This is a genomic window from Photobacterium atrarenae (assembly GCF_024380015.1).
GTDB lineage: Bacteria > Pseudomonadota > Gammaproteobacteria > Enterobacterales > Vibrionaceae > Photobacterium > Photobacterium atrarenae.
The window spans coordinates 1,370,025-1,387,172 of sequence record NZ_CP101508.1 but is presented as its reverse complement, the minus strand read 5'-3'; the positions used below and the strand labels follow the sequence as shown (position 1 = coordinate 1,387,172).

14 protein-coding genes are annotated in these 17,148 nt (G+C 50.9%); 12 read left to right on the top strand and 2 right to left on the bottom strand.

The genetic code is table 11. The annotated features are described in order from the left end of the window. Window positions 1-8: 8 nt before the first annotated feature. On the bottom strand, window positions 9-2,330 hold the full coding sequence (locus NNL38_RS06520; protein ID WP_255390200.1) for an FdhF/YdeP family oxidoreductase: 2,322 nt from the start codon (window positions 2,328-2,330) through the stop codon (window positions 9-11). 700 nt (window positions 2,331-3,030) lie between these two features. On the opposite strand from NNL38_RS06520, the gene NNL38_RS06515 reads away from it, so the two are divergent. The 3 genes from NNL38_RS06515 to NNL38_RS06505 all read left to right on the top strand — a co-directional run bounded on the left by NNL38_RS06515 (window position 3,031) and on the right by NNL38_RS06505 (window position 5,159). After that, a complete protein-coding gene (locus NNL38_RS06515; protein WP_255390199.1) occupies window positions 3,031-3,921 on the top strand; it encodes a LysR family transcriptional regulator in 891 nt (296 codons plus the stop codon). A gap of 112 nt (window positions 3,922-4,033) precedes the next feature. After that, window positions 4,034-4,864, top strand: coding sequence for a formate dehydrogenase accessory sulfurtransferase FdhD (fdhD, locus tag NNL38_RS06510; RefSeq protein ID WP_255390198.1), 831 nt, complete (start codon window positions 4,034-4,036; stop codon window positions 4,862-4,864). A gap of 79 nt (window positions 4,865-4,943) precedes the next feature. After that, complete coding sequence (locus NNL38_RS06505) at window positions 4,944-5,159, top strand: DUF2986 domain-containing protein (RefSeq protein ID WP_255390197.1); 216 nt, start codon at window positions 4,944-4,946, stop codon at window positions 5,157-5,159. Here the strand turns inward: NNL38_RS06505 and punR are convergent. Continuing rightward, the gene (punR, locus tag NNL38_RS06500) at window positions 5,156-6,058 is read right to left on the bottom strand and encodes a DNA-binding transcriptional activator PunR (RefSeq protein ID WP_255390196.1); all 903 of its coding nucleotides are present in this window, start codon (window positions 6,056-6,058) and stop codon (window positions 5,156-5,158) included. The two genes, NNL38_RS06505 and punR, sit on opposite strands and share 4 nt — an antisense overlap. A gap of 103 nt (window positions 6,059-6,161) precedes the next feature. Here punR and punC point away from each other — a divergent pair, with 103 nt between their 5' ends. From punC to NNL38_RS06455, 9 genes are all read left to right on the top strand, one after another. Beyond that, complete coding sequence (punC, locus tag NNL38_RS06495; RefSeq protein ID WP_255390195.1) at window positions 6,162-7,394, top strand: purine nucleoside transporter PunC; 1,233 nt, start codon at window positions 6,162-6,164, stop codon at window positions 7,392-7,394. 279 nt (window positions 7,395-7,673) lie between these two features. After that, window positions 7,674-8,402 (top strand): arginine ABC transporter ATP-binding protein ArtP, encoded by a 729-nt coding sequence (gene artP / locus NNL38_RS06490; protein ID WP_304414193.1) that lies wholly within the window; start codon window positions 7,674-7,676, stop codon window positions 8,400-8,402. A 77-nt stretch (window positions 8,403-8,479) separates the two neighbouring features. Next, window positions 8,480-9,211, top strand: coding sequence for an arginine ABC transporter substrate-binding protein (locus NNL38_RS06485; protein WP_255390193.1), 732 nt, complete (start codon window positions 8,480-8,482; stop codon window positions 9,209-9,211). Window position 9,212: 1 nt separating this feature from the next. Next, on the top strand, window positions 9,213-9,902 hold the full coding sequence (gene artQ / locus NNL38_RS06480; RefSeq protein ID WP_255390192.1) for an arginine ABC transporter permease ArtQ: 690 nt from the start codon (window positions 9,213-9,215) through the stop codon (window positions 9,900-9,902). Further along, window positions 9,899-10,573 carry an arginine ABC transporter permease ArtM gene (gene artM / locus NNL38_RS06475; protein ID WP_255390191.1) on the top strand — a complete coding sequence of 225 codons (675 nt, stop codon included), beginning with the start codon at window positions 9,899-9,901 and terminating at the stop codon, window positions 10,571-10,573. Before artQ ends, artM begins: the two co-directional genes overlap by 4 nt. 248 nt (window positions 10,574-10,821) lie before the next feature. Beyond that, window positions 10,822-13,980 (top strand): EAL domain-containing protein, encoded by a 3,159-nt coding sequence (locus NNL38_RS06470; protein ID WP_255390190.1) that lies wholly within the window; start codon window positions 10,822-10,824, stop codon window positions 13,978-13,980. Window positions 13,981-14,100: 120 nt separating this feature from the next. Further along, complete coding sequence (locus tag NNL38_RS06465; RefSeq protein ID WP_255390189.1) at window positions 14,101-14,442, top strand: hypothetical protein; 342 nt, start codon at window positions 14,101-14,103, stop codon at window positions 14,440-14,442. Between the two features lie 736 nt (window positions 14,443-15,178). Next, a complete protein-coding gene (gltS, locus tag NNL38_RS06460) occupies window positions 15,179-16,402 on the top strand; it encodes a sodium/glutamate symporter (protein WP_255390188.1) in 1,224 nt (407 codons plus the stop codon). 295 nt (window positions 16,403-16,697) lie between these two features. After that, complete coding sequence (locus NNL38_RS06455) at window positions 16,698-16,934, top strand: HP1242/YdcH family protein (protein WP_255390187.1); 237 nt, start codon at window positions 16,698-16,700, stop codon at window positions 16,932-16,934. The last annotated feature ends 214 nt before the right edge of the window (window positions 16,935-17,148 follow it).

Genomic DNA, 17,148 nt, shown 5'->3' with positions numbered 1-17,148 from the left:
TGATCCAGTTACTGCTGAGTCGGGATCACCGCGCTCGGCTTCGCTTTCTCCAGTTTAACCGCGATAAACTTGGAGGTTGGCGTGAACGTCCGATCACCGTAGCTTTCCAGCGGCACCAAAGGGTTCGTTTCCGGGTAATACGCGGCGGCCTGACCCGGCGGAATATCATAAGCCACCAAGACAAAGTCAGACACCCGGCGCTCGCGGCCATCATCCCACAGCGAGACCAGGTCGACTTTTTCACCCGGCTCAAACCCCAGACGGCGAATATCCGCTTCATTGGCAAACACCACATCACGCAGGCCAAATACCCCACGGTAGCGGTCGTCCAGACCATACACCGTGGTGTTGTACTGATCGTGTGCTCGCATGGTCTGCAAGATCAAATCCGGTTTATCGCCTTTCTCCAGCACGCTTTCATTCACCAGTTGTGTTGGCAATGTGGTCGCCCTGAACTGTGCTTTGCCGCTTGGCGTATTCCATACCCGGTTTGCCGCAGTATTGCCCAGATGGAATCCCCCCGGGTGCTTCAGTTTTTCGTTAAAGTTCTCAAAGCCGGGGATGGTATCGGCGATCAAATCCCTGATCCGGCTGTAATCAGCAACCGCCCAGTCCCAGTCGATCGGATGGTTGCCAAGTGTCGCCTTGGCGATCCCCGCAACGATAGACGTTTCCGAACGCAGCATAGGTGAACGCGGCTTCAGCTGACCATAGGAGATATGGACCATACTGAACGTATCTTCCACCGTGACCCCTTGCGGCCCTTCAGCCTGCATGTCAATTTCAGTCCGCCCCAGACACGGCAGGATCAATGCATTTCGTCCGGTGACCAGGTGAGATCGGTTCAGTTTCGTCGCGATATGGACGGTCAGTTCACAACTGCGGAGCGCACGATGCGTTCTTGGGGTATCCGGTGTGGCTTGAGCAAAGTTACCACCCAGCCCCAGAAAAACCTTGGCTCGTTTTTCTTCCATCGCCTGAATGGCCTGAACCGTGTTGTGACCATGCATGCGCGGCACTTCAAATTGAAAGCGTTTTTCCAGCGCATTGAGCAACGCCTCCGGCGGATGCTCATTAATCCCCATCGTCCGGTCGCCCTGCACATTACTGTGACCACGCACCGGAGACAAACCCGCGCCCGGCTTGCCGACATTTCCGCGCAACAGTTGCAGATTCACGACTTCCTGAATGATGGGCACCGAGTGACGGTGCTGGGTCAACCCCATCGCCCAGCACATGACCACTTTGTCAGCCCGACGGTACATCCGCGCCAGTACTTCGATCTCTTCCAAGGTCAGCCCGGATTGCTCAACAATATGGTCCCAGCATGTCGCATCAACCGCGTTCAGATAGTCATCCAACCCGCAGGTGTGCTCTTGAATAAAGGCATGATCCAACACTGCCGGTTCGCCTTTTTCCTGCGCCTCACGATCCCAGCTCAGCAAGAATTTCGCCATACCGCGGAACACAGCCATATCGCCACCAAGCGCTGGACGGAAAAACGCCGTATTGGTGGGCTCCGAGCCATTGCGCAACATTTCAACCGGCAGCTGTGGGTTCTGAAACCGCTCCAGCCCGCGTTCTTTTAACGGGTTGAGGCAGATCACCTGCGCGCCGCGCTTCACTGCGGCACGCAGCGGCTCCAGCATGCGCGGATGATTGGTGCCGGGGTTCTGGCCAATCACAAAAATTGCATCAGCTTCCTCCAAGTCCTGAAACACCACGGTACCTTTACCGACGCCGATGGTATCGGACATTGCAATCGCGCTGGCTTCGTGGCACATATTGGAGCAATCGGGGAAGTTATTCGTGCCAAAGGCACGGACAAACAGCTGGTAAAGAAATGCGGCTTCGTTGCTGGCGCGACCAGAGGTATAAAATTCCGCCTGATCCGGTGAATCAAGCTCATTGAGATGTTTGGCAACCAGCGCAAAAGCTTCGTTCCAGGAGGTTTCAACATAGTGATCCGTTTCAGCATCATAGCGCATCGGGTGCGTCAGGCGGCCCTGATCCTCCAGCCAGTAATCGGTCTGCTTCGCCAGGTCGGACACCCTGTATTGAGCAAAGAACGCCGGATCCACCCGACGGCTGGTCGCTTCCCAGTTCACCGCTTTCGCGCCGTTCTCACAGAACTTCACCATGCCGTTTTCAGGCGATTCTCCCCAGGCACACCCCGGACAGTCAAAGCCGCCATTCTGGTTCGTTTTGAGCATGGTTCTGAGGTTGCGAAAGGCGTTTTCGCTGCCCAGCCAACTTTTGGTGACACTTCTCAGCGCCCCCCATCCCCCGGCAGGTGCTTTGTAATCTCTGATATGTTCTTTTTGACTCATGAAGGTATTCCTCATTTGGCGAGAGCAATGAACGAGACAGCGAGTAGGCTGCTAATATGGGCACCGGGCGTTTGACTAAAAACAGGTTATCAGGAACGGGTTTTTCTCAAACGCGCTGTGGTTCGCTCATCAATATTGGGTACAGACAATTGTCGCCAGGAAAGTGGCTATGCAATTACTTTGATTTGCATCAAAGATTATTCACTTTGCTGATTAGCGTCCAATTGAAAGCATTTACCTCATCATCAATGTTATCTATCAAGCGACATCAACTCTATATTTCCGGCGTGATAGATGATGTCTATCACGCCATCAATACGACTCATTTGACTGAAGTTTGTTGCAGCCATATTCTTGATTTAGATCAAATGTAAGGCGGGTGTTTATCTGAATATTGTCGGTAACTTGCGAGTCAATGTAACAAAGTTCCCCCGTACGCATACGATGACCGTAAAAAAACACCTCTGATTCAGACAGCTAAACGAGTCGCTTCATGCTTCTTATCTCTCGTTGTTCATCATCTCAAATCATGAACCTCGATAAGACATTCACAACGATATCAAAGGCAAAAATTATCATTCACCGCCAACTGAAGTGAATCAACCGCCATTTCTCGCTGAGCAACGCAATCGCAATACGTCATCCCCGACCAAGGTTAATCGTAACCATATTGCCGGCGACAATGTGACCAGGATATTTTATGGATATTAAGCAACTCAAGTACCTCATCGCGCTGGATCAAACCCGACATTTCGGGCAGGCTGCGTTACTGTGTCATATCACACAGCCCACACTGTCGATGCGTATTCGAAATCTCGAAGATGAGCTCGACCTGGTTCTGATCGAACGCGGCCAGCGTTTTGAGGGATTTACTGAAGCCGGTGAGCGGATCCTGGCCTGGGCGAGAACCGTGCTGGCTGCACATGACGGCCTTCAGGCAGAAGCGGCGAGCTGCCGCGGTCAGTTAGTCGGCAGCCTGCGTTTAGGCATTGTGCCACTGGCGAGCCAAAATCCGATGCAGCTTCTGAAACCCCTGTCGCAGCGATTCCCCGAGCTACGCTACCAACTGTCTTCGATGACCTCAGAGCAAGTAATTGACGGGCTGAACCGCAATCAGCTCGATTTGGGCTTGTGTTATCTTGAGCAGGTCGACACCACCCATTTCGACATCATCAAACTTTCTGCAACCAGGATGGGACTGCTACATGACATTCGCCATTTTGAGTTTTCCGAATCCGAATTAACCTGGAACCATCTCGATGAGATCCCATTGGGCCTGCTGACCAAAGGGATGCATTACCGTCAATCGATAGATCTGAGCTTCAGCAGTAAAGGACTGGTGCCGCAAGTTGTTATTGAAGGCGATTCTACCTTCCAGTTGATCCAAGCGGTCAGTGCCGGCATGTGCTGTGCTGTGATGCCGCTGCACAGCGGATTAGAAGCCCTGAATGATCACTTGCAAATCGTGCCCATCTCCGGTGCTGAAGTCCAGTCGCCTATCGGCTTGCTGATGCGGCGCAGCGAACCACGTACAGCACTGGCTGAACAATGTTTTACCGAGGCACAGACCATTTTTGGCACCAGTGCTTGACCTTAAACCGGCAACCGGCATGGCCTGACTCCGAAACGAATTGGCAACAAAAAAGACACTAAACTCAAAACTGAACCAACCGCTGCAAGATGAATGACCAAAAGGCATGACCATGAATGAACCCGTGAAAAAACTGCCCGAGCTCCCCGATATCAACATGGCTCCGCCTGTCCCGGATACATACTGCTATCAGGACCTGGGAGACGATCATGCAGTGGGACATTTTCCCCTGGCCAGCGAAACAGCCTTATCCATAAGCTATAACGGCATCAGCCAGGCGGTGATGATGGTCACCCCGGGCAATCTCGAAGACTTTGTCAAAGGGTTCAGTCTGAGTACCGGTATTATCCGCTCATTTCGCGAAATTCATGATATCGACATCATCGCCGCATACGAATCACACCACGCAGCCGTTGAAATCTCGAACCGGGCCTTCTGGGCACTAAAACAGAATCGTCGGCAGTTAGCCGGCACCAGTGGCTGTGGGCTCTGTGGCGTCGAAGCCTTAGAGCAGGCACTACCTCAACTTGAGCCGTTACAACCCACCCCGCTTCCACTGGCTGCAAGCTTGAAAGGCTTACGCACGCGCATTGGCCAAGCCCAGGTTGCCGCACAACAAAGTGGCGCGTTACATGCGGCCCTTTATGCAGATCAAGCCGGGGAGATCGTCCTGTGCCGGGAAGACATCGGCCGCCACAATGCCCTGGACAAGCTAATTGGTGCCATAGCGACGGCAGAGATAAACCCGAAAGAAGGATTTGCAGTGATCACCAGCCGCTGCAGCCTGGAACTGATCCACAAAACGGTGCGTGCCCGGATCGGAACCCTGGTTACATTGTCTGCCCCGACCGCACTGACGGTGCAATGGGCCCGCCGTAACCACCTGAATCTGATCCATCTTCCCAAACACAGTCCACCCCGCTGTTATAGCCCGGCGCCATGATGCCCGAGACAATAGCGTGCGTCCGCACATTTTCTGGTATGCTTAACCCTTGCAAGCATCACACTGAGCTGACCGCATCATGAACCGTAAGAAAAAAATTAACGAAACTCTGAAAAAGAAACAGAAGAAACAAAACGCCAAACTGCACCGCAGCAATAAGCCCCGCTATATTTCCAAAGCCGAGCGCGCCAAAATGGCCGCCGAAGGTGCTGAACAACAACCCGCAGAAGATCAAGCTGCTGAAAGTCAGACAGAAACCCCGGTAGCGCCATCCGCCGAGCAAGCGGCTGACTAACGCATCCACTCCCGGTGCAACTGCTCGCTGTCACCCAGATAATTCAGCAGCCAGGTCAGCGCCGGGTTTAGACGCTCCTTATTCCAGGCCAGACAACACGGACTCACCGGTGGATGAATCGCCAGTTGCTTTTCCACCAGCTCGCCGGCAGCCACCCGGGGTTTGGCCATATGTTCCGGCACCACGGTGATCCCAAGCCCGGCTTTTAGACACTGCATCGCGCTATGCCAGTTCGGCACCATGATCCGGCGCTGGTTGTCCATCAGCCAAGTCACCCGTTTGGGCAGAACCCTGGCGGTATCTTCCAGGCAAATCGCCGGATACTTTGCCAATGCTTCCGGCTCCAGCGGCGCTTCAGCCGCTGCCAGGGGATGATCCGGCGCAACAACGAACGTCCAGCCCAGCGTGCCCATATCCCGGTAGTCAAACGTGCCGCTCACCGGCACCGCTGCTGTGGCACCAATCACCAGATCGGCCCGGCCGTCCGCCAGGGCATCCCAGACCCCGTTAAAGACTTCCATCGACAAGTGCAGTTCGACATCCGGAAAATGCTGATAAAAATCACGCACCAAGGTATTCACCCGGCTCTCGCGGACAACAGTGTCCAGCGCGACGGAGACACTCTGTGACCAACCGTTGGCCACTCGTTGAGTTTGCAGTTTCACCTGCTCCATCTGCTTGATGAGCTGGCGGGCTTCCTCGACGAAATATGTGCCGGCTGGTGTCAGCTGAACCTGACGATGCAATCGGACAAACAATTCAACCGCCAGCCGTTCTTCGACATGACGGACCGTGTAGCTGATCGCGCTCGGGACTTTGTGCAATTCTTCAGCGGCCGCAGAAAAACTTCCCCGCCGGGCCACAACATCAATCACTTGCAATTCATTGTACGAAAACATATCACATCAAATTTTTTGAAAGCAGTGTTGAAATTTTACCGTTTCACACTACGAACCACCAAGCTTAAACTAGCAAAAAATTGAAATCGATATAGTCACCTTTATGAACACTCAACCTTCAAAAATCACACTCATCTGGTTTGCATTTCTCAGCATGCTGGGCTTCTTAGCCACAGATATGTATCTGCCGGCTTTCGCCACCATGCAAACCGAATTCAACACCTCCCAATCCCTGATTGGCTTGTCACTCAGCATCTTCCTGCTGGGCATGGCACTGGGCCAGTTGATCTACGGCCCGCTCTCCGACCGGATTGGCCGGATTAAAGTCCTAATGGGCGGGATGATGCTGTTCAGTGTTGCGTCACTGCTGTGTGCTTTTGCACCGAGTATTGAAGTGATGCTGATCGCTCGCTTTGCCCAAGCCTTGGGGGCCTGTAGCGCAACAGTGATCTGGCAAGCCGTCGTGGTTGACCGCTATGAAGGCAAAGTTTCAGAACGTGTCTTCGCCACCATCATGCCGTTAGTGGCTCTATCGCCGGCACTGGCGCCGCTGGCCGGCGCCATGCTGGAAGGTCAGTTTGGCTGGCGCAGCATCTTCATTGTCCTGGTTGCGTTTGGGATTATTCTGTCCGTAATGACGCTGAAAGAATCTGAAAGCGCCAAAATGGACAAAAAACAAGAAAAAGTCCTGACCCAGCTTCAGCGCGACTACCGTCAAATTTTAAGTTCAAAAAAGTTCGTCGGAAATATGCTCATTTTTGCGGCCTGTTCGGCAGCCTTCTTTGCTTACTTGACTGGCTCGCCATTCGTGATGTCGGCGATGGGCTACTCGGGTGCCGATATCGGCCTGAGCTACGCACCGCAAACTGCGGCCTTTATTATCGGCGGTTATGGTTGCCGGGCATTGCTGAGCAAGTTTGATGGTCAACGTGTTTTGCCATGGCTGCTGAAGCTGTTCATCGGCAGCGTCACGGTGATGCTACTGATCGCGTTCAACACGGAACCCACGACTATCTGGCCGATCCTGGCTCCATTCTGCCTGCTGGCTGTGGCCAATGGTGCGATTTATCCGATTGTGATCAGTAAAGCACTGGAAGACTTCAAAAACTGCAGTGCTACCGCTGCCGGCTTGTTGAACTTCCTGCAAACTGCGGTCTGCTTTGCTGCCAGCGGCCTGGTGTCAGCATTCTCGGCCTACAGTCTGCATACCGTCACCGTTGCCATGTTTGTCACCGGCTTTATTGCCCTGGCAGGATTCGCACTGGTGGTCCGGTCCCGCCGTCAGACACCGCAGCAAGCGGCCATGGCAGAGCAAGCCGCCAACGAGGCACACTGATTATTCTTAACCCCAATTGATCCAAGGCTGCCATTCCGGCAGCCTTTTTATCCCCATCCACTGACTAAAATATCACCCTGAAAACCAGTCAGCGATTTCCGCCCTGCCAAAATGTAACAACCCACCTCTAAACCACTGGTTTAACCAGAATATAAACCCGACCCCGGTACATTTTTCAAACAATAATGCAACACATTAGATTATTTATACATTTTTCTTGCATAAGATGCCGCCCTGAGTAATATAAACGCCAACCGACGTTTAATGCAGAAAGTTAGCATGGGTATTCAAGTAAGCAGTCTGAATAAATTCTACGGCCAGACACAGGTTCTACACGACATCAGTTTTTCCTGCCAGCAAGGAGAAACCTTGGTTTTACTGGGGCCCAGCGGTGCCGGGAAAAGCTCACTGTTACGCATTCTGAACCTGCTGGAGACCGCCGGCAGCGGCCAGCTTCAGATTGCCGGGCAAGCTTTTAACTTCGATGCGCCGATTGCCGAGAAGAATGGCCTGGCTTTAAGACGCAAGGTCGGGATGGTGTTCCAGCAGTACAACCTGTGGCCTCACCTGACCGTGCTGGAGAACCTGATCGAAGCCCCGGTGAAAGTCGCCGGCATGAGCAAAGCCGCCGCCATTGAGGAAGCGCAGTCAATTCTGGCGACCTTGCAGTTGGCCGCTAAAGCCGATGCATGGCCGCTGCACCTTTCCGGCGGCCAGCAACAACGGGTGGCAATTGCCAGAGCCTTGATGATGAAGCCCGAGGTTCTGCTGTTCGACGAGCCGACTGCGGCGCTGGACCCGGAAATTACCAACCAGGTTGTCAATATCATCAACGACTTGAGTGATACCGGCATTACTCAGGTCGTCGTAACGCACGAAGTCGATTTTGCCCGAAAAATTGCCAGCCATGTGCTCTACCTCGAGCAAGGTCACATTGTTGAGCACGGAAGCAAAGACGCATTTACCAACCCAAGCACAGCCGCATTTGCTGAATATTTAACCCATTAATTTATCCCCCTTTACCGTCGCTGCTGCTCAACATTGACGCAGCACCGCCGGACAGACAGTGACATGGAGTAACAAGCATGAAAAAGATCCTACTGGCAACCCTGATCGGCATGGCTTCCGCGAACGCAATGGCTCAGGAAGAGATTAAATTTGCCATGGAGGCCACTTACGCGCCGTTTGAATATATTGATGAAAATAATCAAATCCAGGGGTTTGATGTCGATCTGGCCAACGCGCTTTGTCAGGAAATCAAGGTCAAATGTAGTTTCCATAACCAACCTTTTGACAGCCTGATCCCGGCCCTGAAATTCCGTCGTTACGATGCTGCGATCTCCGGAATTGATATTACCGAGCAGCGCCTGCAGCAAGTCAACTTTACCGACGCCTATTACGAGAATGCCGCCGCTTTTGTTGCACTCAGCGGTCATGTTGCAAGCCAGGATGCGCTGAAAGGCAAACGCGTCGGGGTGCAGAACGGCTCCACGCACCAGAGCTACTTAACAGAGCAGATGGCCGGGGTAACTTCAGTCCCATACGCCAGCTACCAGGATGCGTTCATTGATATGCAAAATGGCCGGATTGATGCCGTGTTCGGTGATACCGCAGTCGTTGCTGAATGGTTTGAGAAAAATGACCAACTTACCTTTGTCGGCAAGCCGGTCACCAATGCGCAATATTTCGGCAACGGCTTTGGTATTGCGGTCAACAAAAAGAATCAGGAACTGCTTGATAAACTCAATACCGCGCTCAGAACTGTGAAAGCCAGTGGCGAATATCAGACCATCTACAACAAGTACTTCGGAAAGTGATATGGTGCTGTCCGGTTACTTATCGACCCTGGCAGAAGCGGGCTGGCTGACTTTGCAGCTGGCTTTTGCCAGCCTGCTGCTGGGGCTGGTCCTGGCCGTCATTTTTGCCGGTGGCGAAATGTCGCGCCACCGCTGGATTGCCTGGCCAACCACGGCGCTGGTCACCCTGCTGCGGGGGTTACCAGAACTCCTGGTGGTGTTGTTTATTTTTTTCGGCTCAACCCAAGTGTTGTTTCTGATCACCGGTGATTACATCGATATCAGCCCGTTTATCTCCGGGGTTGTTGCTTTAGCACTGATCTTTGCCGCCTATGCCGCACAAACCCTGCGCGGCGCGCTAAAAGCCGTGCCAAACGGTCAACGGGAAGCTGCCAGCGCACTGGGGTTAGGCAAAAGCCGCACTTTTATGCGCATCATTTTGCCCCAGGCAGCATGTCATGCCCTGCCAGGACTGACCAACCAGTGGCTGGTCTTACTCAAAGATACCGCCCTGGTATCACTGATTGGCGTCACGGATCTCCTGAAGCAAGCCCAGTTGACCGCTGCTGCCACCCACGACAGCTTTACCTGGTATGCCAGTGCCGCAGCGATCTATCTGGTGATCACCTTACTGACACAACGAGTCGTCAAACGGCTGGATCTTAAATTCAGTGCGCACGGTCTGGGTCAGCCGCAAGGAGCTTCTGTATGAATCAACAACACCTCTGGCAACTGGCAGAAGGCCTGTGGACCAGCCTGGAGCTGACCGTAGCCGCCCTGGTGGTGGGCTGTATACTGGCACTGCTGATGACCGTGACACTAATTCTGAAACTGCCGGTTCTGAACACTTTCAGCCGCGGCCTGATCACGCTGTTTACCGGCACCCCCTTGCTGGTCCAGATTTTCCTGATTTATTATGGCCCCGGCCAATTTGAATGGATCAGAACCAGTATTTTCTGGGAATGGCTCAGCCAACCCTGGTTCTGTGCCATGCTGGCTTTGTCGCTCAACACCGCAGCCTACAGTACACAGTTGTTCAACGGTGCCTTCAACGGTATTCCGGCCGGACAATGGCAGGCCTGCCGGGCACTGGGGATGGGCCGTAAAGCCACACTCGGGGTACTGCTGCCCTATGCGATCCGCCGTGCGATACCAGCCTATTCCAATGAAGTGATCCTGGTGTTTAAAGGGACTTCCCTGGCCAGCACCATCACCATCATGGATGTCATGGGCTATGCCCAGCGAATCAATGCGCAAACCTACGATACCCTGGTCGTGTTCAGTGTTGCCGGCCTGTTCTACTTAACCGTCAATGCCGCCCTGACCCTCATATTTCGGCAGGTAGAAAAACAAGCGCTCGCCTTTGAACATACCCGTAGCTAGATCGTAAAATCATTATTCCGTCTCATCAGCCAGTCCATCGCGACTGGCTTTTTTTTGCATTGAATTGCCAACACTAAAGCCCAACTAAATAAACACATGAGCTTTAAGTTTCACTGCTACACTGTACTTAATAAGAGTGAAAGGTTTGGATGCTCAATCAAATTCAATTAATGGTCTATTTGTCCATCAGAGAAAATGACCCGGTATTTATTCAGATTGAGAGAATCGCTTGACGTCACGGATGGCCTATGAAGCAAGTAATAGTGCGGTTTATCGTTCTGCTCTTTCCATTACTGACATGCACCGTTCTTGTCGCCTGGTACGTCTATAACGAAGATGTTCAGCAGATGGAATCACGCATACGTGAAAGTGAGCGCATTTTTCACTTGTCGACCTTACAGCTAACCGGACTCCATTTTACCCCCGTTATGGAAGACCTGCGCTATCTCACGAATAAGGTTACAGAGGTAACTCACAATGGGCCACTGACTGAAACTCATCGGCAAACACTGTCCGATACCTTCATTCGGATGGCCAACACACGCACCTATTACAGTCAGATTCAACTAATTGATGAGCAAGGTAACGAACAGCTCCGGGTTCATGTCAGCGACAATCAGCCTGTACTTCTCCCTGCCGACGATTTGCAAAACAAACGGCATCATTCCTACGTGCAAGAGTCACTGAAGATACAACCCGGCTCTATTTATATTTCTCAGTTTGACCTGGATACTGAACATCAGCAAATAGAAACCTACGTCATGCCGTCATTGCACTTTATCAGTCATTTAAAATTGGGCGGCAAGAGCTGGCTGGTGGTGCTCGACTACCTCGTCGAAGATTACTTGAGACAGATAAAAAATCATCAGAGCCTGAATCATAACGAGAACTGGCTCATTAATCGCCATGGAGAATGGTTGCTCGGGTCAGCTCCGGGAGATCCGGGCAGCCAGCAATTCGTGGTACCCGATCACCAGAACTCAACTCAAAAGTTCTCCCAAGCTTACCCCGAGCTATGGGCACAAATTTCAACCCATTCCAGTGGTCAGATCACACACGGCGATTACCTCTACACCTACGCCCACGTTTTTTCAGCGCTCAGCGCAAGTCATATGGGCTTTGCACTTCCTGTTCAGGGCGCCGATCTACCGTGGACGGTTATCTCCGGGGTGAATTTGAAAACCGCGACCAAAGCACTGGCAATGTCGAAACAGAACATCGTCAAACTCCTCCTGTTCGCGTTCCTAAGCATGTGCCTGCTTGCCGGTAGCATCATGCTCGCCTGGCGCTATTACCAAATGCTGCGAGATGAACAACAACTGAAACTGGAAATCGAGGACGCCGCGCTCAAGTATAAAACCGTGCTCAAAAATGCACCGGACGGACTCATCACAGTCAACCAGGATTTCATCATAAACTCAATCAATAAGTCTGCCGGTCGCATCCTGAATGTTCAATTCCAAACTGCGATTGGAAAGCCACTGCTCACCCTCATCCACGGGCAAAAAAATCGTCAGGCACTGCAAGCGTTGATTGCGCAAGCCCACGCCAATCAGACACAAAACAGCCATCAACCCGTCAAAACCAGACTGAAGTTTAATGATCTCAGAGATCGGTATATTGAGTGTATTGCCACGGAAACGACCTACAGTGCCAGCCGTGAGCTGCTACTCAACTTCCGCGACATTACCGACTGGATTGAGCGGGAGGAAAAACTAAAGAGTATGTCTCGTGCCCTGGAGCAAAGTAATGATTCAATTCTCATCACAAATCATCGTGGTATTATCGAATACGTAAATCGTGCCTTTGAGAAGTTTACCGGCATTCAATCCAAGGACATCCTCGGCTCTCAGTCAGCCATGCTGCTCAAGCGCACCCTGGGCAACGATGAAAATATTCGTGAGGTTCAGGAGCAGCTCAAAGAGGGTCATACCATCCGTAGAGTCCTCTCCCGCACCCGAGCAGATAACTCGGTGGCCTACGAGGAGAAAACGATTTCCCCGATCCGCAATAGCCGGGGCAAAATCAGCCATTATATTTCCACCGGAAAAGATATTACCGAGCGGATACTATTCGAGAGCAAACTGCACAAACTGGCGCATTATGATTTACTGACCGAACTCCCCAACCGGATGTTGCTTCAGCAATTTTTAGAGCAAGCCGTCGCGGAAAATCATGCGCATGGCACTAAGTTCGCGCTGTTGTCGATTGATCTGGACCATTTTAAGCAAGTGAATGACTCTTTAGGCCATGACATTGGCGATAAAGTCTTACTCGCAGTTGCTCAGCGTATCCAGCGAGCCTTGCGGTCAGGCGACATCCTGGCACGGCTGGGTGGCGACGAATTCGCCATACTAGTCAAACACGGTGTCGAGCCTGACAATCTGGTCAAAATGTCTAACCGACTCATCCGACATATCAATGAACCACTCTGTATCGACGGAAAAGAACTCTTCATTTCGGCCAGCATGGGGGGCAGCCTGTACCCGGATGACTGTGAAGATGTCGAAACCCTGTTTAAAAATGCGGATATTGCCCTCTACCGTGCCAAGGACGGCAGCAAAAATCAGTTTTGCTTTTTTACCCCGCAAATGGGCGCAGAAAGTATCAAGCAAATGCAGTTAGAAACAGAATTGCGTAAAACGATCGGCACAGACCGCTATGAGTTGTACTATCAGCCCAAGGTCGATACGGCGACCCGACAAATCTGTGGTGTCGAAGCATTGCTGCGCTGGAAAGATGCCGATGGCAATATCCAGCCACCTTATGAAATCATTCCCATTCTCGAACATTCCGGCATGATCATTGAAGTCGGCGAGCACCAGATCCAGTCCGCCTGCCAACAGTTAAAAGAATGGCAACAAAAAGAGTCCCCTTTGAACTTTGCCCTCAATATCTCTGCCCGTCAGTTGCTGAACTCCAACCTGGTCGAAACCGTCCGGCAAGCCATTGCGGAAAACGGCTGTGACCCACAGCGCCTGGAGCTGGAGATCACCGAAAGCGTCATTATGGCGGATGTCACCACTGCGTTGGATAAGTTACAGCAACTGGAGAATCTGGGAGTCAAGATCGCCATTGATGACTTTGGCACTGGTTATTCCTCTCTGGCATATTTAAGCCGTTTCCCGATACATATCCTGAAAGTTGACCGCGAATTTGTAAAAGATTTACCCTGGAATAAAGACAACATCACCATCACCCGCTCAATTGTTGAACTTGCTCATAATCTGGGGATGAGTGTCGTCGCTGAGGGTGTAGAGACAATGGCACAGGAGCAATTTTTGGCCAACCTCGGCGTCGAAGAGTTTCAGGGCTTTCACTTTGGGCGGCCCGTCCCGGTGGCTGAGTTTGATCGCTTGTATCTCAATGCGCCGTATCCGCTGCACTTAACCGAAAAAACGTTTTGAGCGCCAAGCAATAGCAGAATCGGATTCAGATAATGTTGGATCAGTACAAGATACGATGTTCAGCGAGGAACTTTTGGGTATATAATCAATCCGCCCCAATAATCAGGTGATGGTGAACTTATGAGCTTTAGTGATTATTTAGATGACTTTATCCGACAGCGGGACAAACAGGGCCAGAATTCCACGACCAGACCTCGCTTCGATAACCGGCAGCCGACCATTGCACCGACCAATCAGAGTGTTGCCCGTGAAGCGCTCGCCAAAGCCCAGGAAAATGCAGCACAGCAAGCTGCTATTGAGACCAAAGATCGGCATATACGGATCAATGGCCGCTGTGTCACAGAGCGTGAAGCGCAAGCAGTCGAACAATTGAAGGTCGCGGCCAAACCCGTCAACCCGGCACGAGTGGATTATATCCAGCAGTTGAGAAAGTCGCTGAAACTTAAAAAACGGACCTCCTAATCGGGTTAACAGAACCAATACGCACCTATCACAATTCAACCATACGTTTGCGCCTGTATTCTTTACGCTGGCCTTCAGAACTACAGGCAAAAAGTATCACCGGTATCACGCCAACGATAAACATCCGGTTCTATTTTCAGACAGCCATTCCCTCATTCACCAAGTTTTCTGCTACGAAGAAAATAACGATGGCGTTTATCCCCAACACACCACTGACGCCAACTTAACCAATCAGAACAAAAAACACCCAAACCTCTTTCAGAGGATCATTTTATCTCAGCTTAAATCAACAATATTTAAGTACTTCTTTTGCTCTCTATCGCCCGGCACCAACCAATTCACCATCACTATAGAATGACTAATGAACACTCAAAACAGTAACAATGTGATTACACGGCCTGACGAACCCACCTGTTTTCTGAATATAAAAACCACGAATTAAAATTCAAAAATTAAATTTAAGTCACTGATATAAATTAAAAATAAAACACAAAATGTGCAGATGGCAAGTAAAATGATGAATTTTAACTCACATCAGGGTTCGGATTCTGTTTATTTTATTTATGTCATCGAATTAACAAAACCAATTCAAAAATGTGATAATTCAGTGAGATTTATTGCGTCGTATAAATATAAACCTGAAATACCTACACCAGCCTCATCACAAAAGCAATATAGGCAGAAGGGGTTTTAAGCAGTAAAATCAGCCATCAAAGAAGTATGAAAAGACAGAATCATGAACTCAACTATTCACATCAACGAGCTGGAATCCATGCTCATCGCGATGATCGTCCTATTTCTTGGCTACTTTATCAATAACAACATTAAGGTTCTAAGAAAGTATAATATTCCTGAACCGATCGTCGGCGGTTTAATTGTCGCAGCGCTAATTGCGCTGCTTCATCAGCAAGGTATCGATATTGTTTTTAAACTCACGTTAAAAGATACCCTGATGCAAATGTTCTTTGCCACAGTCGGCCTGGCAGCCAGTTTTAAACTGTTGGTTAAAGGCGGGTCCCGCGTCTTTCTTTTTTTGGCCGTCGCCACCCTGTACATTGTGATCCAAAATGCCGTGGGGGTCTCACTCAGCAGCCTGCTGGGGTTAGATCCGCTGATTGGCCTGGTGGCCGGCTCGATTACTTTGTCCGGCGGACACGGAACCGGCGCTGCCTGGTCACAAACTTTTGCTGAGAACTTTGGTCTTCAGACGCTGGAGCTATCCATGGCCGCTGCAACATTCGGCCTGGTGATGGGCGGCATTATCGGTGGGCCGGTAGCCCAGCGCCTGATCCACAAATTCAAATTAAAGTCTGAGTACGGTGAAGGCGAAAACCACCACCTGGAACACCCGGAGCTGGTCACCTATAGCGACCAAGAAGAGGATCGGATCACGGCTAAGAACACAGTCGAGATCCTGTTTATCCTGCTGGTTTGTGTCGCCGGTGCAGCGCACCTGAAAGCTTTTATCGACGGCTTCGGGATCAGCTGGCTCCGGATTCCGGATTTCGTCTATGCCTTATTCATCGGGGTGTTCATCACCAATGTGTGCGAAACCACTCGTCTCTACAAAGTGAATAAAGAGACCGTAGATGCGCTCGGCACCATTTCCCTGTCCCTATTCCTGGCGATGGCGTTAATGAGCCTGCAACTCTGGGAGTTATTGGATCTGGCTCTGCCAATGCTGGTGATCCTGACGGTACAGACCGTCACCCTGGCGCTGTTCGCATACTTTGTGACCTTCCGGTTGATGGGAAAAAGTTATGATGCTGCCATCATCTCCGGCGGACACTGCGGATTTGGAATGGGCGCAACACCAACGGCTGTAATGAACATGGGCTCGCTCGTTTCGCGAAATGGACCATCCCCCCAAGCCTTTATGGTGGTCCCGATTGTCGGTGCATTCTTTATCGATATCGCCAACCTGGTCGTCTTACAAACATATATCAGCTTTATTCGCTAAAGAAGCTGGGTTCCCCATCGACCAACACTGAAAACAGCATAGGCCGCGCGACATCGTCACGCGGCCTTTTTTTACCCTACCAACGTCAACAGCAACATTTCGTTCTATCCTTATATCAATACAAAACAACATCAAAAATTGACACCACACAGCCAGTGATTCGAATAATTATGCTTCAATTGCTTTCGGGTGCGCCATTTTATAACAACCCTAAGCTGCTGATTCACGGCGTAGGGCAATACAACAGCAACGAGAAAAAGCAGGGCTATACATACCAACGTACGGAGTATTGAAGATGTTAGGTGAAAGTCACGCACTCAATAATGAGTTCCCAGAGCTGGAAAGCAAAATCAAGCACCTCAAGATGGTCGATGAAAATTTTAAAGCATTATCAGACAGGTACCATCAACTCGACCATACTATTCGAGGGCTGGAAGGTAACAATATTCCGACAGAAGACACACATTTTACGCAATTGAAACTAGAACGCGTACAACTAAAGGACAAGATCTACAGCATACTCACAAACTAACGCTGCATAGCACTGACACACATCAGGCAATTGCCTCACACTGAACCGACCGCAACCTGTTTCTCAGCAGGCTTCGCTGCACCCTATCCCCCCTGCCGCTGATGGTTGGGGGGAGTCAGCCCCCTCGCCACACAGCACATTTGTAACAAAATATTACAAACCATTTTCTCTTCAACAAATGTTGATAGAATCCGCGCTCCTTACTAGAAAATAC